Genomic DNA, 18,209 nt, shown 5'->3' with positions numbered 1-18,209 from the left:
AACAAGTTTTCTTGCTCCGCTTTTATTTTTTATAGGTGTAATGTCCTTTGACTTTGCCTTTGCTTGTCGGATATCCTAAAGCCCTGAAAGCCTTCGGGCTTACATCCAAGACGGCTCCCGGCATTCTGCCGACATCGTATTTATATACAGTGATTACTTTTTTTGGTTTCGCTTTTGAGTAGGCTCTTATTTTCGTGCCTTTTCTCGGAACATCAAAGCCGATTTTTGTGGCACAGTCCCAATGGCCGAGCCTTTTGCCGTCAGCGCCGATTTTCCCCACTCCATTGTACCAAGTGATATATCCGCTGACTTTCTTTGTTTTAGCGCTTGCCTCACCGGTAAAATTGAATGCCAAAATGAAGCTTGCAGCTAAAACGAAAACAGAAAACACGATCTTCTTCATAAAAAATATCCTCCGTAACTGGGATTTTTTTCTGACATTCAGATTATACCTTTTTTCATAGAAATGGGATTTTACAGTTTGTTTACGTTTAAAATGCAAATATTACGCATTGATCCTATGGAAAATAATCCAATTCCCCTATAAAATTTATGACACTATTTGATTCATTGATTCGTATCAAAAGGTGAAAATAAATAGAATAGGATGATTATGATGAAAAGATCAAAACGTTTAGCCTTCGGTATGGCCGTCATGCTTGCTGTTTTTATCATTTCAGGATGCTCTGAAGACGGTGCTGACCGTTCGCAGGACGTGGCCAAAGACAAATCAATCAAAAAATATGACCTCGTATGGTTTGATTATCTAAATGACAGCAAATCTGAAAAAGCGCCGCTATTAAAAGTCTCATATATAATAGACGGGAAACAAAAGACAAAGACATTCAAAAATTATGTAGAAAACATTGAAGACATAGAACAGCCCTACATCAAAATTCGCGATGATGAAGCATTTATCTACCGTCCGCCATACATAAAATACGACCAGGAACCGCTGGAAGGTGTCGTGAAGGACAAAATTGAACAAAAAAGCAGTGATGACAAGCGATGAAGAAACAGGCGATTCTGCTGATTGTCTTATCCTTGCTGATGCCGCTTCCGGGCCATCAGGCAGCGGCAGCCACAAGCAATGGTTCATCAGGGGGAACGAAGACGTCAAGCTCAGCTGCGAAAAGTGCTGCAAAAAGCCGCGCGGGGTCGGTCAATCACAGTTTGCGCAGCTATATGAGAACACAGGGAGCCAACAGGAGTCACGCAAGCAAAAACGCGCTGCAAAGAACATTACCTTCCAATGCGCTCTATAAAGGCAGTGTCAGGCAAACAATGAACCAAAATCCCGCAGGCTCAGCATTTTTGAATTATTACTTTCCATACTGGATGATCTTTCACAGAGGCGGGTACACAGCAGAACAAAAACAAGTGCTCAACACCGCCGGAATCAAAGAAAAGGAGCTGGCAAAACCGCGGGAAAAAAGATACTGGCTGCTGGTTGAGGATCAAAACGGCAAAGAACAAGCCGTGCTCGTATCGAAAAAACAATATGACAGCGTGCAAAAAGGAGATCATATTAAACTGATTCACAGAGGGCTTGTTAAGGATTAACAAAAGCGGCCGGCTCTTTGTACCGTTGTACAAAAAGGGCTTGAACCTGCCGGCAAACGGACATTTGTAAAATTGAAAACCGACAATTAAAAGACAGCCTCATCATGTTTGATGGGGCTGTTTGTCGTCAAAAGCACAGGCCGGTAGCCGATCTCCTGATATATGTTATTGGAAGTCGGATTGTCCTGATCGGTATATAAACAGCGCCTTGCTCGAGCGCCGCCATACAAGATGAGGCATAACCTTTTTTGCGGTCTAAAAACGAGATTGACGGTAACGCCGTTTTGCGTCAGTCTTGTCTTTTTCGCCATTGAAACAGGCTCCCGATCTTCCCATAAAGAGAAGAGCTTTCAACCCCTTTGATGGTCATCCGTATGGGCGAGAAATGTCTCGAGACTGTTGAACCGCTTCACTTTTATTTACTTTCCAGTCATTTGTCAAAAAGACCGCCGGCCGGAAACGATCCGAAAACAGCGGTCTTTCTTCGTCATTTATGCTTCTCTTTGCTTCCTTCATTCCCCTTCAACATCGAGAGCGCCGCCATCCTTCATTGAGCAGCCTAAACGACAAATCACGCGTATCATGGACAATCAGATCAGCCGCATGCATTGCTTTTTCATCACCGACGCCAACCGCGAACATCCCGGCGGCTTTGATCGCGGAGATGCCTGCCTCAGCATCCTCGATGGCGGCACATTCCGTCGGAAGGACGCCGAGAAGCGCCGCCGCGGTTAAAAAGATTTCAGGATCGGGTTTTCCCTTCGCAAGAGCAGCCGGGTCAACGACGGCGTGAAAGTCATCCGCGATTTTCAAGCGTTTTAATATCGCGGGAGCGTTGCGGCTTGATGATGCTAAAGCAACCTTGATCTTTGCGGCTTTCAGATCGCGGACGAGCCGCCCGATCCCGGGCAAAAGCTGCTCCGGCCCAATGTTTTCGATCAGCGTTTGATAATATCGGTTTTTTTCGGCCAACAGAGCTTGTTTCTCTGCCTTTGCATACCTTTCCGCCACACCGCCATGATCCAGCATCTTTTCCAGCGACTCTTCCCGGCCGATTCCTTTCAAGCTTTCATTAAAGCTTCTGTCGAATGGAATATGCAGCTGTTCGGCGATGCGTTTCCAAGCGAGAAAATGATACTCCGCCGTGTCTGTGATCACTCCGTCCAAATCAAAGATGACCGCTTTCATGATCCGTGTTCCTTTGTATCGTTGATGCACATCAAGGCTTCGTAGGGCTTCAGGTAAATCTTCCTCATGTCAGCCTGCTGCCTCGAGTAGTTGGAAAGGAGAACGTCCCACCGTTCAGCAAGCCGCTCCGGCGGTGCTTCAAACACTGCCTCCTCCTCCGACAAATTCGCGACGACGAAAAGCTTTTCTCCTTGATATTGGCGGATATAAGAAAAGATTTGCGGATCATCTTCGAGCAAAAGCTGAAAATCTCCGTGAACGATACTCTTGTACTGCTTGCGCAACCGAATCAGCTTCTGATAATAATAGAAAATCGAATCTTGATCATTCAAGGATTCTTGCACATTGATTTCTTGATAGCGGGAATTGACCGGAAGCCATGGTTTTCCCGTCGTAAATCCCGCGTGCTGCTTGTCGTCCCATTGCATCGGCGTTCTTGCGTGGTCTCTGCCTTTTTTGCCAACGGCTTTTAGAAAATCTTCCTCCGAGATTGTTTTGTTTTCGATGACAAGCTCCCTATAAGCGTTTCTGATTTCGAGATCATCATACACCTCGAGCGGCATCTCGCTGTTTGTCATGCCGATTTCCTCGCCCTGATAAATAAACGGCGTTCCCTTCATCCCGTGAAGAACCGTGGCGAACGCTTTGGCGCATTGTTTTCTGAGCTTTCCGTCATTGCCCCAGCGGGAAATCACCCTTGGCTGATCATGATTTTCAAAATAGAGCGTGTTCCAGCCGACATTCATCAACCCGGTCTGCCAGCGTGCCATCGTCTTTTTTAAAGCAATCAGATCAAACGGCTTCAGCTGCCATTTCCCATTTGGCGAATGTTGCTCTGTATCAATGTCCATATGTTCAAATGTAAAGATCATGTTCAGCTCTTGCCTGCTTGCGTCCGTGTACTTGATCGCCTCTTCAATATCAGATCCGTTTGCTTCCCCGACCGTCATGCAATCATAATGCGACAGCACTTCACGATTCATCTCCTGGATAAATTCATGAAGGCGGGGGCCGTTTGCATGATAATGGCCGACGACATAAGAGCGATTCTCGTCTGTCTCATAGTTCGGAAAATCGGTGTATTTGGAAATGGAGCTGATGACATCCATCCGCCAGCCGTCAACACCTTTATCCATCCAAAATTTCATTAAATCATACACTTCCCGGCGGACGGCTTCATTTTCCCAATTTAAATCAGGCTGTTTTTTCGAAAAGTAGTGCAAATAATACTGCCCTGTCCGCTCATCATATTCCCACGCCGACCCCGAAAAGATCGATCCCCAATTATTCGGCTCCGCTCCGTCCGGTGCGGGGTCCCGCCAAAAATAATAATCGCGGTAAGGATTGTCCTTCGATTTGCGGCTCTCGGCAAACCAGGCATGCTCGTCAGATGTATGGTTGACGACCAGGTCCATGATGATTTTCATTCCTCTTTGATGAACCTCATCAATCAACTGAAACATATCCTCGTTCGTTCCAAACTTTTCGTACATATTTCTGTAGTCCTTGATGTCGTAGCCGTTGTCATCCTGCGGGGAGTCAAACACCGGGCAGAGCCAGATCACATCTGCGCCGAGGTGTTTGATATAGTCCAGTTTTTGAATGATTCCCTGCAAGTCGCCGATTCCGTCGCCGTTTGCGTCAAAAAAGCTGCGCGGATAGATTTGATAAACGACAGCCTCTTTCCACCATTCACTCATCATCCATCCTCCTTTCGTAGCGTCCGCTCAAGAGAATCGGTTCCTGGCAGACCATCATCTGCAGCGGTTCGCCTTTTAACAGTTCAAAGACGACGCTTTTTTCCGCCGTCATCACACGGATCAGCCGTCCCCTGTAATTGATCTGGAACGAATAGCTTTCCCACTCCTTCGGCAAAGACGGAGCAAACGACAGCGTCTCATTCGCGGTGCGCATTCCCGCAAACCCCTGGACGATGGCCAGCCAGCTTCCCGTCATCGATGTGATGTGAAGGCCTTCTTCTGTATCACGGTTGTAATTGTCAAGGTCAAGGCGGGCTGTTCGTTTCGTTAACTCAAGCGCCTTCTCCTCCATCTTCAGTTCAGCGGCAAGCACCGCGTGGACAGAAGGGGAAAGGCTTGATTCATGGACGGTCATCGGTTCATAAAACGCAAAATTGCGCCGTTTTTCTTCCAATGTAAAACGGTGGTTGAACAAATAAATGCCTTGAAGGACATCCGCTTGTTTGATAAAACTGGAGCGGAGAATTTTGTCCCATGACCAATTCTGATAGAGCGGCCGATCAGCCGGATCCAATTCATCCGCCGATTGCAGCTCTTTATCCAAAAACGTATCATGCTGAAGGAAAACCTCAAGTTCTTCACTGTACGGATAGTACATCCGCTCGATGATATCTCTCCATAGCTCAAATTCATCTTCGCACACACCGAGCCGGCGGCGTTTTTCCGCTGAAATGCTGCCGAGATTTTCAAGCGTATACTCAAGCGTCCAAGCTGCGATCACATTTGTATACCAGTTGTTGTTAACATTGTTTTCGTATTCATTCGGTCCTGTTACACCATGGATCATGTACTTGTTTTTCCGCTTTGAAAAATGAACGCGATCTGCCCAAAACCTGCTGATTTCCACGAGCACATCGATCCCGTACGCTTCGATATAATCGCGGTCGCCCGTATAATTGACATAGTTGTAGATCGCATAGGCAATCGCACCGTTCCGATGGATTTCTTCAAAGGTGATTTCCCATTCATTGTGGCATTCATCACCGACAAACGTCACCATCGGGTAAAGAGCCCCTTTCAGCCCCAATTTTGCCGCGTTTCGTTTGGCAGCCTCCAAATGGCGGTAGCGGTACAACAGCAGGTTTTTCGTCACTTCAGGATCGGCGGTCGCCAAATACATCGGTACGGCGTAGGCCTCCGTATCCCAATATGCCGCACCTCCGTATTTTTCGCCTGTCAATCCTTTCGGTCCGATATTCAAGCGTGCATCCGTCCCGTAGTAAGTCGAGAACAATTGAAATATGTTGTAGCGGATTCCTTGCTGAAGTTCATCATCCCCATTAATCTCAATATCCGCTTTTCGCCATCTTTCCTGCCATTCGGCGATGTGCCTCCGCCTCGCTTCTTCATACCCTTCCTGAAGCACACCGTCCAAAAGCTCCCGGCCTTTTGTGAGAAGCTCTGCTTCCTCGAAATCGCGGGAAGTCGTCACGATGATCAATTTTTTCAGCGAAGCCTTTGTTCCCGGCTTCATTTCATAGATGTAGCGGTTTTCCGCATACATCCGCTCCGTTTTATAGCTGTCACTGCTAAAGCCTTCCGTCACATTGGCCATCATGGCGGAAACGGTGAATCGCGGCGTTCCGAAAGGGTTTTCAATCGTTTTTGTTGTTAAATGGCCGCGGTGGGCACTGGCTCCTTTCGCTTCTTCCTGCCAAAAGCGCTCATCGTAGTTGGCGTCTTCATTTTTCACATCCCCGTCCAGGTAAGGAATGAGCGTGATGACAGCCTCATCCGTCAAGCACTCCGCTTCGTAATGAATCGCACAGAGCTCGCGAACGGCAAGGCTCAGAAACCGTTCAGACGCAATTCTGACCGTTTTATCCTGAATGCGGAATACAGCGCTTCTTCGCAAAATCCCTTCTTTCATATCGAGCTCTAAATCAAACGATTCGATCTCGTTTTCATAAAGGTCGACTTTTTCGCCGTCTATATAGACATCGATGCCGATCAAATTCATCGCATTGATCACTTTTCCGAAATATTCCGGATAGCCGTTTTTCCACCAGCCGACACGCGTTTTGTCCGGAAACCACACCCCTGCGATATATGTGCCTTGAAGGCTTGCGCCTGAATAGCTTTCTTCGAAATTCCCTCTGATTCCCATATAGCCGTTGGCCAAGGAAGTCAAGCTTTCCTGGAGGCGATTATGCTCCTTATGAAATATGCTGGTTTTGATTTTCCATTCATCAATCTCAAATAACCGCTGATTTGCCATGATTTCCTCCTGACTGTAAATTTTCGTTTTGATGGCGGGTTTTGGACAAATGCCGGAAGATGAAAGAAATCATCAAGGCGGTGCTGCACGAATAGATCAGCAGCACGGCGATGAAATCAAAATGAATCATGCCGAACACCGCGGCGGCAAATGCCGGAAGCGCCGATCCGCAAACCGCCGCCGCGGCTGCTTCCTTGAATGACGCGATGCCGGTCATTTTTGATTTTTTTGTGATCCAGATGCCTCCGGTGAGAACTCCCGTCAAAAAAAGCGCAACGATGAAGATCACCGAATAGGCCAGCATCATGATCATCGGCTTATATTGGGCAAACCACAATGTTCCAAGCAACGTCTTTAAATCAAAGACATTCAGATCACTCAGCCGGACATCCTCTTTCACATAGCGGATGGAAAAACCCGTTCCGTTTTGATCACTGATGATCAGATGATCAGCCTGAAAAACAATCGCGTTTTGATAGCCTTCCACCTTCAGGCGCCCATTTTCACCGCTCGTTTTAACCTCGTGTTTCAGATCGACCGCCAGCAAAGCGCCTCCTTTTTCTATCCGATACAAATCGGCCCCGCCTGTCAGTTTTCCGTTTCTGAATTGATATCCTTTTAATTGTTCGGCAAATGCCTGATCACTCTTTTGAACAACAGACGGCATGAAAAGTCCGACATTGAAGCGCTCCATTTTCATGAAGGAAACGGCAAACGGCACCATCAGGCAGCCGCTCAAAAACAGAAATAAAAAGGTGATGTGCAGCCAGCTGAATGTATTCCTGTAGCGGCAGACGCCTGTCGGAGATGCCGCGGCTTTCAGGAAACGAATGATCAAGCGGTCATGTTGCAGATTTCCCATCGGATCATCCCTTCGTTCCGCCGGTGGTCAGCCCGGACACAAAGTTCTTTTGGAGAAAAAAGAACAAGATGCAGATCGGCAGTGCCGCAAGGATCGCCCCTGCCGCAAACAGCGCGACTTTTTGCTGCTGCGGGTTTGATATGAACGACTGCAGCCCTACGGCGATGGTCAGACTTTCCGGAGAGCGAAGCAAAAACTTTGCCAGCAAATAGTCGCCGAACGGCCCCATAAACGCCCATAGCGCCTGCACCGCAAGCATCGGTTTGACAAGGGGCAGAACAACCGAAGCAAAGATTCGCAAGTGCCCCGCTCCATCGATCCGGGCGGCTTCATCGATTTCTCTCGGAACCGTGTCAAAATAGCCTTTCATCAGCCATGTGTTCATCGGAATGCCCCCGCCGATATAGATCGCCGTTAAAAACCAGAACTGGTCAAGCGCGCCGATCAGCATCGCCAGGACGTAAAAAGCGGTCAATGCCGCCATCGTCGGCACCATTTGAATAATCAAAAAGAAGACAAGGCTTTTTTTTCTACCGCGAAACCTGTAACGGCTGTACGTATAGCCGGCAAGCGTCACGATCGTGACCTGGAGAATCATGACCGACAGCGCGATCACAAGTGTATTGCCGTACCAATTGGGATAAAGCGTATCTGCAAACAGCCGCCTAAAATGGTCCAATGTCCACGGGCCCGAAAAATCGAGCTTGAAAGCGGCCACATTTCCCGGTCGAAAGGCAGATGATGCCGTGATCACCAGCGGGTATATAATGACAATGCTTAACATCGCTAAAAAGAAATAGGTCCAGATTTTGTTCAGCATCCTTGCGGTCCGCGCATTTTTGAACATTCCCTTCATCTACATGACCTCCTCATTGCCAAAGGCATTCGATTTCTTAAACGCAATCAGGGAAACGCCGATGACAATGAAAGAAATCAGCAATGTGACTGCGGCCGCAACCGAATATTGCGGGGAGGTGCCTGTTGTCAGCTTATAGATCCAGGAGATCAAAATATCGGTTGATCCTGCACCGGCTCCCGCGCTGCCCGGTCCTCCCTCATTGAACAAATAGATGATCGAAAAGTTATTGAAATTAAACGTATACTGGGTGATCATCACGGGTGCGGTCGCAAATAAAATCATCGGCAATGTGATGTGCCGAAAACGCTGGAGAAATGACGCACCGTCAATCTTTGCCGCTTCATAAAGCTCGCCCGGAATCGCCTGAAGCACACCTGTTACCATGACATAAATGTACGGAAATCCAAGCCATGTCTGGATCATAATCAGGGCCGTCTTCGTCCAAAACGGGTCGGTTTTCCACGGGGCTGCCGGAAGCTCCACAAACGGAAGCTGATTCAAAAGCGGAATGACTTGCGCGTTCATAGCGCCTATGCTGTCGTTGAAAATGTTGGAAAAACTCATGATCGTAATAAAAGCCGGGACAGCCCACGGGAGCAAGAAGATGATTCGAAACATCCGCCTGCCTTTAATAAAATCCTGATTGACGATAAGGGCCGTCACGATGCCAAGGACAATTTGCAGTGTTGTCGCACAGATCGTCCAGATCACGGTCCAGCTCAGCACATCGAAGAATGTCTCCCGATAGGAGCCAAGGAAAAAGACGTTCAGGAAGTTTTTAAATCCCACCCAGTCAATGAGGCTTGCAGGCGGAATATGGTAAAAATCATAGTTTGTAAACGCGACAAACAGGGTGACCAGGACCGGAAAAATAATCACAAACACCATCATGATATATGCCGGCAATGTAAATAAATATGGGAACCCTTTATCCCCCAGATTCCGGATCATGTCCCGCGCTGTTTGGCTGACCTTCAATCCCGCCGCCTTCATTGCAGCCGTTTTTTGCGCATCATAAATATTAAAGATGTAGAACATCAGAAAAATCAGTGTCACAATCAATTGCAGAGTGCCTTCTATCAACAGAAACAACGAGTGGTCTTCCCCAGGGACGCTTCCCAAAGTCAATAAGCCGATCAGCGCGTCGATGCCGAATACCCCTAATTCACAAGCAAACAGCACTGTGACGGCCAGAAAAAGGATTCCTTTTGACAGCTGCCGATTGGCAATCTGTCCGGCCCCTGGAATGATCGATAAAAGCCCCGCTTTTCGCCTTTGTTTTGCACGTGTGTCGTCTATGTTCATGTTTTTCGCCCTCTATTCTTCCGGACGCTAACCCGCCGCTTTATTTCACATATTTCTCTTTAATATTTGCTTTCATGACCTTTACAGCATCATCCGCTGACTGCTGCGCAGATTTTTTGCCGGAAGCTGCATCAAATATCAAGCTTTCCGCTCCCGTCCATACTTCGGCCATTTCCGGAATATTCGGGGTCGGCGTCGCAGTTTCATACTGCTGAATGACGGCTGAGGTCAGCTCATCTTTTTGCTTGTCCGCTTTCATCCTCGCGGCTAAGTTGGCCGGAACCTCGTTTGTCTTTTCATAAAAAACATAGGCGTTTTGATCGTTTGCCGCATATTCAAGCCATTTTTGAGCGAGCTCGGGCTCTTTTGTATATTTTGAAGCCACCCAGCCTTTCCCGCCGGCAAACGGAGCATATTCTTTTCCATTTGGCAATGTCGGAATTTTGACCGCCCCGTAGTTCAAACCGGCCTCTTTATAATTGGCGGCCGACCACGGTCCGCCGATGACTGCCGCTGCTTTGCCGTCCATAAAGGTCTGCTGAATAAAATCGTCGGCGCTCGAATTGTCCTGCATGCCTTTCGGCCAATATGTTTTAAACCATTTTTCCGCGTACTCCACACCTTCTACAGATCCTTTGTTGTTCAAGCCGATGTCTTTGGCATCGGCACCATTTTTGCCGAACACATATCCGCCATATCCGGCCAGCAAGCCGTATGACATATAAAAATCGGTCCACTTCGCCAGAAATGCGGTTGATTTTCCTTTTTCCGAAGCGAAGGCAAACCGCTGATCATCCGTAAGCTTTTCAAGGTCCTGAAATGTTTTCGGCGGCGTTTTTAACAAGTCTTTGTTGTAATATAAGACAAGCGTTTCAATGACGAGCGGAATGCCGTAAATTTTCCCGTCGATCGTCACCTGGCGCATGTCTTTCTCAGCAAAGCTTTTCGTGTCGGACGGTTTGATGTCGAGCAGGTGCCCCTGCTGTCCAAGACCGCCGATACGGTCGTACGCCGCGAGCATGACATCAGGCGCATTGCCCGCCGGTCCATCAAGAGGAAGTGCTTCCAGCTGATCAAACATCGGTTTTTCAACAATCTTTACCTTCACATCATTCTCTTTCTCAAAATCTGTTTTGATGCTTTCAACATATTCTTTATATGTTTCTTCAACAGACACCGTCAGCACCTTTTTCCCATCAGAGCTTGCCGCTTCTTTTGAACCCGAGCAGGCGGAAAGGCCGAATGTCAGGACTGAGGCCAGCATTAAGGCAAAACCTTTTTTGAAATGTGTCATCTTTTTCCCCCTCCTATCAAGAATCTAATCCAATTGTAAGGCGCTTCCGAAAGCGGTTACAATAGCTTTCACGATTGTTACCGGTAACAGAATTTACCCCGCGCCCAAAATAAAAAATTCTCCCGGATGAACGGCAATCTCATCACTGTGGTTAAGCGTCTTCTCTGTCCAGGCATCATAGATTTTCCAAGCGCTGTTGATCTCCAAATCTTTTAAACTGACATGGCGGGCCGCTGTCCCCTGATTAAAGAAATAAATCAATTTTCTCTCGCCGTCAGTCCGCAAAAAGCTGAAAAAATCGTGTTGATCATCAAGGATGTCCCACTCAAGTCTTCCATACGTCAGGAGTTGATGCTCCTGTTTTCGCAAAGCGATGAGCCGCTTCATAAACTTAAGCATCGCTTGATTTTGCTTTTCTACTTCCCATATCATGCACTTCCGGCATAATGGATCATTTCCCCCGTCAAGGCCGATTTCCGTACCGTAATAGATGCATGGCGAACCCGTCTGGGCAAACATAAACGCCAATAAAGACCGCACCTTTTTCTCATCATCACCGCACCTTGTCAAAATCCGTTTTGTATCATGACTGTCAAGCAGGTTAAACATCGATTCATTGACCTGCTGCATTCCGCTCATCAAATGCGCGTTGAGGCGGCTCGCCATTTGCGAGGCAGTCATGCGGCGATCCGCAAAATATTCAATCATCGGCTCTGTGAAAGGATAATTCATCACCGCGTGAAATTCGTCTCCTCTAAGCCAAGGGTCGGCCTGATGCCAGATCTCTCCTAAAATATAAACGTCGGGCTTTTCAGCGGTTACCGCTTGCCGGAATGTCTTCCAGAAAGCGTGATCCACTTCATTGGCCACATCCAAGCGCCAGCCGTCGATGTCAAATTCGCGAATCCAATACAGCGCGATATCGAGCAGATATGCCTGGACTTCCGGATTGGCCGTATTCAGTTTCGGCATGTCCGGCGTAAAGGCAAAACGATCATAATTGTCTTCTTTGACAGGAAAGGAATGAATATGGAACCAGTCCTTGTAGCGGGATTGCTCACCATTTTTCAAAACATCCTGCCACTGCATCGACGCGCTGCCAATATGGTTAAAAACGGCATCCAGCATGATCTTCATCCCCCGCTGATGAAGGCCGTCGACCAATGTGCGAAAAAGCTCGGCATCCCCAAAATGCGGGTCGATGGTGTAATAATCCAATGTATCGTATTTATGATTGGAAGGTGCGGAAAAAACCGGCGTCAAATAGATGCCGTTCACACCCAAATCCTCCAAATAATCAAGCTTATCGATGATTCCCTGCAAATCCCCGCCGAAAAAATCATTGACACCGGGCTCTTTGCTTCCCCACGGCAGCACGTTTTCCGGTGATAGGTCGTCTCTAGCGTTGGCAAAGCGCTCCGGAAAAATTTGATACCAAATCGTTGATTTGACCCATTCAGGTGCTTGAAACGCATCGACCTCATGGACAAATGGGAATTTAAAAAAGTGCTGGATCGTCTCAAGCGTTTTTTCATGATATGGATGTACGCCTGAGCTGCCGTAAAAGACGTCTTCATGATCAGCGTCTGTTAGTACAAAAGCATATTGCAGGCGCCGATACGGCGGCGCCACTTCCGCAAACCAATAATCATGCAAATCTGTCGCGGCGATTTTCTTCATCTGCATCTCCTCTGCCGCCCACCTGCCGACTCCTTTTTCTTCCACATATTGATAAGGGTCTCCCCAGATGAGGCGGACCTGCTTGGCATCGCCTTTTTTGGTGCGGATCTTAATATGCACTCTCCTCCCGTCATAAGCATAAGCATCAGAGCTGAACGGCTGATGATGAATCGCTGCATACTCCATCATGACTCCCCCTTTTCCATTTCATATGTTGAAATTATCATGGTGAAATCTGAGGAACAATCATTTTCAGCTTGTTAACGGTAACAGAATGAGACGCTTACAAAGTCGACTCGCGCACGATGAGCTCCGGCTCAAAAAATTGATTGCCCTGGACGGCGCCGTCCTCATTTATTTTTTTCAGCAAAGTTGCCGCACAAGCCTCACCCATTTCGACCACAGGCTGTCTGACCGTTGTCAAGCGGGGCGAAGAGATGCGGTCAAGAAAAACACCGTCAAACCCGGTGACCAGAACATCTTCCGGTATTCTTTTGCCAAGCGCCTGCACCGCCCGGATCACGCCGATCGCGATTCGATCGGAAGCGCAGACGACCGCAGCCGGACTGCCCAAGGCTGGCAGCACTTCTCTCGCACAGCGTTCAGCTTTTTTCGAACTGTTTTCCATCCGGACAATATTCGCCTGGCCTGAGCATCCTTTCATCGCCTCTAAATAGCCTTTCTCCCTTGATCGTTCAAAAGGTTCGTCCAAATCAATACCGAAAAAGACAACATCGCGCGCCCCCAGCCCGATGACATGGCGGGTTGCCATAAACGCTCCTTTTTCATTGTTCACATCGATAAAATCATAGCCCATTTCATTTTGGCCGAACACGACGACCGGTTTTTCAAATGCTTTGATGAGCCCTTCATAATCCGCCCTTCTCAAGCCTGTGGCGATAATGCCGTCACATTGGCCGATGTTGAGAGATTTCCTTGTTACAAGCTGCAATGCATAATGATGGCGGTCCAGCTCCCGGCTGATACCAGTCAATAGATTCATATAATAAGGTTCTGTCGTATCCATTTCTTCTAAAATCAATAGTTTTACAACCTGTGTTCTGTTTTGCACGAGCGCCCTTGCCGCATAGTTTGGTATATAGTTCAGCTCTTTCATCGCGGAATGGACCAGCTCTTTCAATTCATCCGTCACCGTCTCAGGATGATTGATCACCCGCGACACCGTCATTTTTGATACATTTGCTCTCTTTGCCACATCCGACAATGTTGCCATTTTATCCCCGCCTTATTTTTGAGCTATTCAAACTGTCAGCAATCCGATTTTCGGAACTGATAACAATATTATAAGATGGAATCAGCGGGATTTTATGAAACACGGGAAATAAAAAAGCAGATTTCCTCAAGGAAATCTGCCCCATTCTCTTTCTACCTCTGAACATAAATGGAAACCGAACCGCCGTTCACACGGAATTCTCCCCAGCCGTTCGAATCGATCGCGACGGAGTCTGAACGGTTCCCCGTGATGTCATACCACGTTTCACCCGCATTCTCACGTCCGACATACATACGCTTTGATCCGCCGGGTCCGTCTGTTATTAATGCAGCTAGACCGGACTTCTGAATCGAACTGTCACCTTCCCTCGTCCAGCCGATGATATCATGATGGTCGAAATAGTCGTGCTGGGCGCCATATGCATAATGTTTGCGCGCTTTTAAAATCGGCTCGAGTTTGTTTTTAAGCACTGGAATTTCCCGTGATGTAGAACCCTTTGTCCCATACAGATCTCCGTAGAAAACCTGCGGGTAGCCGGACTTCCTTGTCATAATGAGACAATAGGCAAGCGGTTTAAACCATGGTTCGACAGTGGACTCAAGCGATTGTCCAGGCTGTGTATCATGATTATCAACAAATGTGACCGCCTTTTCCGGATATTTGGATACGACAGTACCGTTCAGCAATTGCCTCATATCATAGCCGCCCCCTTGCGATGATGCGGCATGCAAATTGTAGTGGAGCGGAACATCGAATACCGAATGTTGAAAATCGGTTTTCTTCAAGTAATTTTCAAGGGCGCCCTGGTCATTCCGCCAATACTCAGCTACCGCAAACATATCCTTCCCCGTCGATTCCCTGACTGATTTCAGCCAATCCCGCAAAAATGAAAATTTAATATGTTTCACGGCATCGAGCCGAAAACCGTCCAAGTTCAGTTCATTGGCATACCATGTTCCCCATTTTTTCAGTTCTGCCACGACATCGGGATGGTTGTAATCAATATCAGCATACATCAGGTAGTCATAGTTGCCGTTTTCGCTTGAAACCTCCCAATCCCATGCCTTGCCCTCTCCACGAAACTTATAGATGCGGTTCAATTTCCGGGACTCGTCCCAATCTGTTCCATCAAAATGATACCAATGCCACTTAAAACCGCTGTAGGTGCTTCCGCGTCCTGGAAAATGAAACGCTGTCCACGCTTTGATTCGCTGCTCCCCGGACGTTTCCTGATTCCTGTCCCCCGGATTGACTTCAACAGCGGTGACGTCTTCCGTCCCATCAGCTCCTCCTTTATGATTGATGACGACATCCCCGTAGACGTGAATATTACGGGAATGAAGATTGCCGATCGCAGATTGAAGCTCACCTTTTGTTCCGTATTTCGTTCGCACCGTCCCTTTTTGCTGAAACTCTCCTAAATCATACAAATCATAGGCGCCATAACCGACATCAGACTGACTCGTTCCCTTGTAGGCCGGCGGAATCCATACAGCGGTGACGCCGAGATCTGATAAATATGCCGCGTCGTTTTGTAAACGCTTCCAATGTTGGCCATCATTGGGCAAATACCACTCAAAATACTGCATCAATGTGCCGTTAATGCTTTCCGCACTTGCTTTAGGCGGCGGAACCAGGAACATGAGCGTGACGAAAAACGAAACCATCCATGTGAAAAACCGTTTGTTTTTTCCCAGCATTTTTTCTCTCCTTTCATTTTACAGCCTGTTTAATCACAAAAGTCATTTTACAAATTTTTAGAATATTTAACAAATATCATTTTCCCTATATTTTGCTAAAAAAAAGAAAGTGCCGCTGCAGCACTTTCATTGTTCCCTTTGCTTTTTCACTTTCTCCAGCTGTGAAACAGTCACCAATTGATAGCCTTGCCGCTTCAACCTTCTGATAATCTCCTCGGCAGCATCGGCGGACGTTTGATAAATATCATGCATCAGGATGATTTTTCCATCTCCAGCTTGACTCATCACACGATTGACGATTTTTTGCTTATTTTTGACCTTCCAATCTTCAGGATCAACATCCCAAAGCGTGATGGAGAGCCCCGTCAGTCCCCGGACGGAGTCATTCACACCGCCGTAGGGCGGCCTTAAGCGGGTCGGTGTGTGACCGCTAATGTTTTCAATCACCTGCTGTGTGTCGTCGATTTCCTTATATGCCTTATCATTCGTAAGCCTCGTCAACAATGGATGATCCCACGAGTGATTGCCGACTTCATTCCCTTCTCTCATCATCCTTGTGATCGTTTCCGGATAGACTTGAGCTCTGCTGCCCAGCACGAAAAATGTCGCATGCCCTTCATATTTCTTTAAAGCATCCAATACTTTGTTTGTTGAAGACGGGTTCGGGCCGTCGTCAAATGTCAGGGCAATCACTTTTTCATCAGGATTGACTTTCGCTTCTTTTGGCAGAGGGATGGCCTCCTGCTTTTGCTTGTTATCAACGCGATTCTTTTTTCCTTCTCGATATTGATCTTTTAATATATCTTTCAACCATTCTTTTTTGATTTTAACAGACTGCTCAACACCTGTTTGCTCCTTGCCAAAATAGAATTCGATGTCGTTCTCAAGCAAGGCGAAACGGCTGAAGTTTTGTTCAAGGGGGCTTGTCCCTTTTTTCAGCAGTGCATCATCAGCTGCGGGATGGTCATTTTTCAATTGTTGATAGACAATGCCGGAAATTCTGTTCAAAAACCCGGCATCATCTATAAAAAGGTCATGAAGTGCGAGACATTTTTTTTGCTTCAAATCGGCGTTGAACGTTTTGATGGTCGTTTTTCCCGGCGCTCCGCCGCTTTCTATGTATTCATTCAGCACAATTGCAGCCGTTTGTTTTGTGTAATAGACAATCTTATACTTGATATTCAATTCGAACGGACCGTCTTCATTCCGAGACCGCGCACTTGCGCTGTCTTTTTTGAAGCGGCTCAGTTCATCTTTGACATAGCCTTTCAGCTTGTCATCGATCGCTTTGATATGAAAGATGGGGTAATGGATCGCATATCTCTCTTGTTCACTGTCGCTGACGAATGATCCGATCTCGATATCCGAATAATCTGGGTCTTTTTTCGGCTTAGGGGGAGGGGCCTCTTCATTGCTTGACACATGGTTGAAAGAGTACCCCGCAAAACCTATGAATATCGCTAAAAAAATCAATACATTGATCCATCGCCATGACCGTTTGCCAGACATCGCTTTTCACTCTCCTGTATTTATCAAAATCTTTTGCTCGCGTCTCCTGCCGGATGTCTGCTAACACACCAAGGCTAATATAAAAATGAAGAAGGAATCTTGATTTCCTGGTTCCCAGCAGCATAAGGCGCGATATCATACTGCTGAAATACAATGGAAATTCCGCTGTTTGTATAGTAGAAAGCAGTATTTTCGTCTAAGCTGATATCACTCTTTTGAATGTCAGAATAAAATCGGTCCGCATGTTCGGTTATATAGCTGTAAATATAGTTTTTGGCTTTCTCGATTTTAGCTTGATTGTTTAAAAGATCGGTCAGGAGCACCTGCTGATGCTTGTTCAAATCATAGTTGTAGGATGTGACGGTATACATCCCGTGCGCTCCGCCGGTATATTGGTAGTTGTAGATTAAAAAGCTCAGTTTGCCGCCTTCGTTGTATTTGACTTTATAGGACGTTTCATAGGCGCTTTCCTCGCCATCTTCCCCCTTCTCTTTCTTCACCTTTTCGTATTCCTTGAATGAGGCTTTCATATGAAGCTCGATCGCATCATGGACCAGCTTTTCATCACGGGCTTTTAAGCCGCTGAACACCGGATATGATAAAGAATCGATATTGTTGTATAGTTCTGTGTGAACTGCAGCTTTTCTGTTTTTAGCAGCATTTATTTGAGATGATCCTTTATTGATCATAAATAGCAGCGAGGCTGTAAGCACAAGAAACCCCAATATGGCTATTGCTTTTTTCATGAGCATACTCCTTTGTCAATCTCCTTTAAAAATCGTAACATATCATTTTCTTTTGTAACATAAATGTAATATTTATATCACATTTGTAATGATACCGGCTTTTAAATGCCCCGTCAACTTTTTTGGGTAAAAATTTCATTATTCGGCAAAAATAAGACACCCTCAGAAATCTGAGAGTGTCCTATTTTGCAAGATCAGATGCTTCTGGCTTTAATACAGAATATGAAAATGGTGATGGCGATCTGAATGATGACGGCGTATTGTCTGACGAATGATTGCTGACACGCTGTT

16 protein-coding genes are annotated in these 18,209 nt (G+C 46.8%); 2 read left to right on the top strand and 14 right to left on the bottom strand.

The features are described 5' to 3' along the window. Window positions 1-22 precede the first annotated feature (22 nt). A complete protein-coding gene (locus P3X63_RS03735) occupies window positions 23-403 on the bottom strand; it encodes an RlpA-like double-psi beta-barrel domain-containing protein (protein ID WP_026589717.1) in 381 nt (126 codons plus the stop codon). A gap of 213 nt (window positions 404-616) precedes the next feature. On the opposite strand from P3X63_RS03735, the gene P3X63_RS03730 reads away from it, so the two are divergent. Together P3X63_RS03730 and P3X63_RS03725 are read left to right on the top strand one after the other, a co-directional pair. Next, window positions 617-1,012 (top strand): hypothetical protein, encoded by a 396-nt coding sequence (locus P3X63_RS03730; RefSeq protein WP_277692475.1) that lies wholly within the window; start codon window positions 617-619, stop codon window positions 1,010-1,012. Continuing rightward, window positions 1,009-1,563 carry a hypothetical protein gene (locus P3X63_RS03725; RefSeq protein WP_026589719.1) on the top strand — a complete coding sequence of 185 codons (555 nt, stop codon included), beginning with the start codon at window positions 1,009-1,011 and terminating at the stop codon, window positions 1,561-1,563. Before P3X63_RS03730 ends, P3X63_RS03725 begins: the two co-directional genes overlap by 4 nt. Window positions 1,564-1,649: 86 nt before the next feature. Here P3X63_RS03725 and P3X63_RS03720 read toward each other — a convergent pair whose 3' ends face one another. The 13 genes from P3X63_RS03720 to P3X63_RS03660 all read right to left on the bottom strand — a co-directional run bounded on the left by P3X63_RS03720 (window position 1,650) and on the right by P3X63_RS03660 (window position 17,918). Then, on the bottom strand, window positions 1,650-1,874 hold the full coding sequence (locus tag P3X63_RS03720; RefSeq protein WP_026589720.1) for a GNAT family N-acetyltransferase: 225 nt from the start codon (window positions 1,872-1,874) through the stop codon (window positions 1,650-1,652). Between the two features lie 211 nt (window positions 1,875-2,085). Then, window positions 2,086-2,751 (bottom strand): beta-phosphoglucomutase, encoded by a 666-nt coding sequence (gene pgmB, locus P3X63_RS03715; protein WP_026589721.1) that lies wholly within the window; start codon window positions 2,749-2,751, stop codon window positions 2,086-2,088. Further along, window positions 2,748-4,451 (bottom strand): glycoside hydrolase family 13 protein, encoded by a 1,704-nt coding sequence (locus tag P3X63_RS03710; RefSeq protein WP_277692886.1) that lies wholly within the window; start codon window positions 4,449-4,451, stop codon window positions 2,748-2,750. Before P3X63_RS03710 ends, pgmB begins: the two co-directional genes overlap by 4 nt. Further along, on the bottom strand, window positions 4,444-6,729 hold the full coding sequence (locus tag P3X63_RS03705; RefSeq protein ID WP_277692474.1) for a glycoside hydrolase family 65 protein: 2,286 nt from the start codon (window positions 6,727-6,729) through the stop codon (window positions 4,444-4,446). The genes P3X63_RS03710 and P3X63_RS03705 overlap by 8 nt, the downstream gene beginning before the upstream one ends. Further along, on the bottom strand, window positions 6,707-7,591 hold the full coding sequence (locus tag P3X63_RS03700) for a DUF1189 domain-containing protein (protein ID WP_277692473.1): 885 nt from the start codon (window positions 7,589-7,591) through the stop codon (window positions 6,707-6,709). Before P3X63_RS03700 ends, P3X63_RS03705 begins: the two co-directional genes overlap by 23 nt. Before the next feature lie 4 nt (window positions 7,592-7,595). Continuing rightward, window positions 7,596-8,447: a sugar ABC transporter permease gene (locus tag P3X63_RS03695; RefSeq protein WP_026589725.1), complete on the bottom strand. Its 852-nt coding sequence runs from the start codon at window positions 8,445-8,447 to the stop codon at window positions 7,596-7,598. Next, complete coding sequence (locus tag P3X63_RS03690) at window positions 8,448-9,755, bottom strand: carbohydrate ABC transporter permease (protein ID WP_026589726.1); 1,308 nt, start codon at window positions 9,753-9,755, stop codon at window positions 8,448-8,450. Between the two features lie 40 nt (window positions 9,756-9,795). Next, window positions 9,796-11,049 carry an extracellular solute-binding protein gene (locus tag P3X63_RS03685; protein WP_026589727.1) on the bottom strand — a complete coding sequence of 418 codons (1,254 nt, stop codon included), beginning with the start codon at window positions 11,047-11,049 and terminating at the stop codon, window positions 9,796-9,798. Between the two features lie 93 nt (window positions 11,050-11,142). Then, window positions 11,143-12,918, bottom strand: coding sequence for a glycoside hydrolase family 13 protein (locus P3X63_RS03680; RefSeq protein ID WP_035428802.1), 1,776 nt, complete (start codon window positions 12,916-12,918; stop codon window positions 11,143-11,145). 94 nt (window positions 12,919-13,012) lie between these two features. Beyond that, a complete protein-coding gene (locus P3X63_RS03675; RefSeq protein ID WP_026589729.1) occupies window positions 13,013-13,963 on the bottom strand; it encodes a LacI family DNA-binding transcriptional regulator in 951 nt (316 codons plus the stop codon). Between the two features lie 152 nt (window positions 13,964-14,115). After that, entirely contained in the window at window positions 14,116-15,630 is a 1,515-nt protein-coding gene (gene amyS / locus P3X63_RS03670) for an alpha-amylase (RefSeq protein WP_277692885.1), read from the bottom strand. A 159-nt stretch (window positions 15,631-15,789) separates the two neighbouring features. Next, window positions 15,790-17,172, bottom strand: a complete 1,383-nt coding sequence (locus P3X63_RS03665) for a polysaccharide deacetylase family protein (protein WP_277692472.1) — start codon at window positions 17,170-17,172, stop codon at window positions 15,790-15,792. 74 nt (window positions 17,173-17,246) lie between these two features. Beyond that, the gene (locus P3X63_RS03660; RefSeq protein WP_026589732.1) at window positions 17,247-17,918 is read right to left on the bottom strand and encodes a DUF3298 and DUF4163 domain-containing protein; all 672 of its coding nucleotides are present in this window, start codon (window positions 17,916-17,918) and stop codon (window positions 17,247-17,249) included. Window positions 17,919-18,209 lie beyond the last annotated feature (291 nt).

This window comes from Bacillus sp. HSf4, assembly GCF_029537375.1.
GTDB classification, from domain to species: Bacteria; Bacillota; Bacilli; order Bacillales; family Bacillaceae; genus Bacillus; species Bacillus sonorensis_A.
The sequence above is the reverse complement of the archived record's forward strand: the minus strand, read 5'-3'. Positions and strand labels throughout refer to the sequence as shown.